Here is a 434-nt window from a genome sequence, read left to right as displayed (position 1 = left end):
GCTACTGTTAGTAGTGTTGCCATCGATTCGATGCCGTAGCCATCATCCAAAACTTGAAGGGTTTTGGTTTCAGGGCAAAAGTTAATCACCACCATGGCCGCATTGGCCCGGCGAGCATTTTGGATCAGCTCGCCCAGGACCGTGGTTTTGTTGGTGAAACTGAAGCGTAGACTTTTGACCAAGTTGGCTTGGTTGACTTTCATCGCGAGTTCGTTGTTTTGTGTGTTCATGTGTTATCTCCGGGTATAAAAATGCCCCAAGGACATGACATAGTCCAACCCCGACGGGGAGAACAGATCATCTCCCCGAGGTGGGTGATACTGGATTGGCCAGTGATTAAGTTAAAGAACGGCCCAACATCGAATTACGATGCCAACGCCAGATCAGTAGAAGATGGTAAAGGCCCCGCCCATTCCAGCAAGCTGGATTGCTCG

Annotated in this window: 1 protein-coding gene; it reads right to left on the bottom strand. The window is 49.8% G+C overall.

Annotated features, from left to right (window positions below):
- Positions 1 to 230, bottom strand: a 230-nt coding sequence (locus CWO84_RS15365; protein ID WP_101053625.1) for an ATP-binding protein, incomplete at its 3' end; no start/stop codon positions are given.
- Positions 231 to 434: the final 204 nt, after the last annotated feature.

This window comes from Methylomonas sp. Kb3 (assembly GCF_002834115.1).
Lineage (GTDB): Bacteria > Pseudomonadota > Gammaproteobacteria > Methylococcales > Methylomonadaceae > Methylomonas > Methylomonas defluvii.
This window is presented reverse-complemented; position numbering and strand designations above follow the sequence as displayed.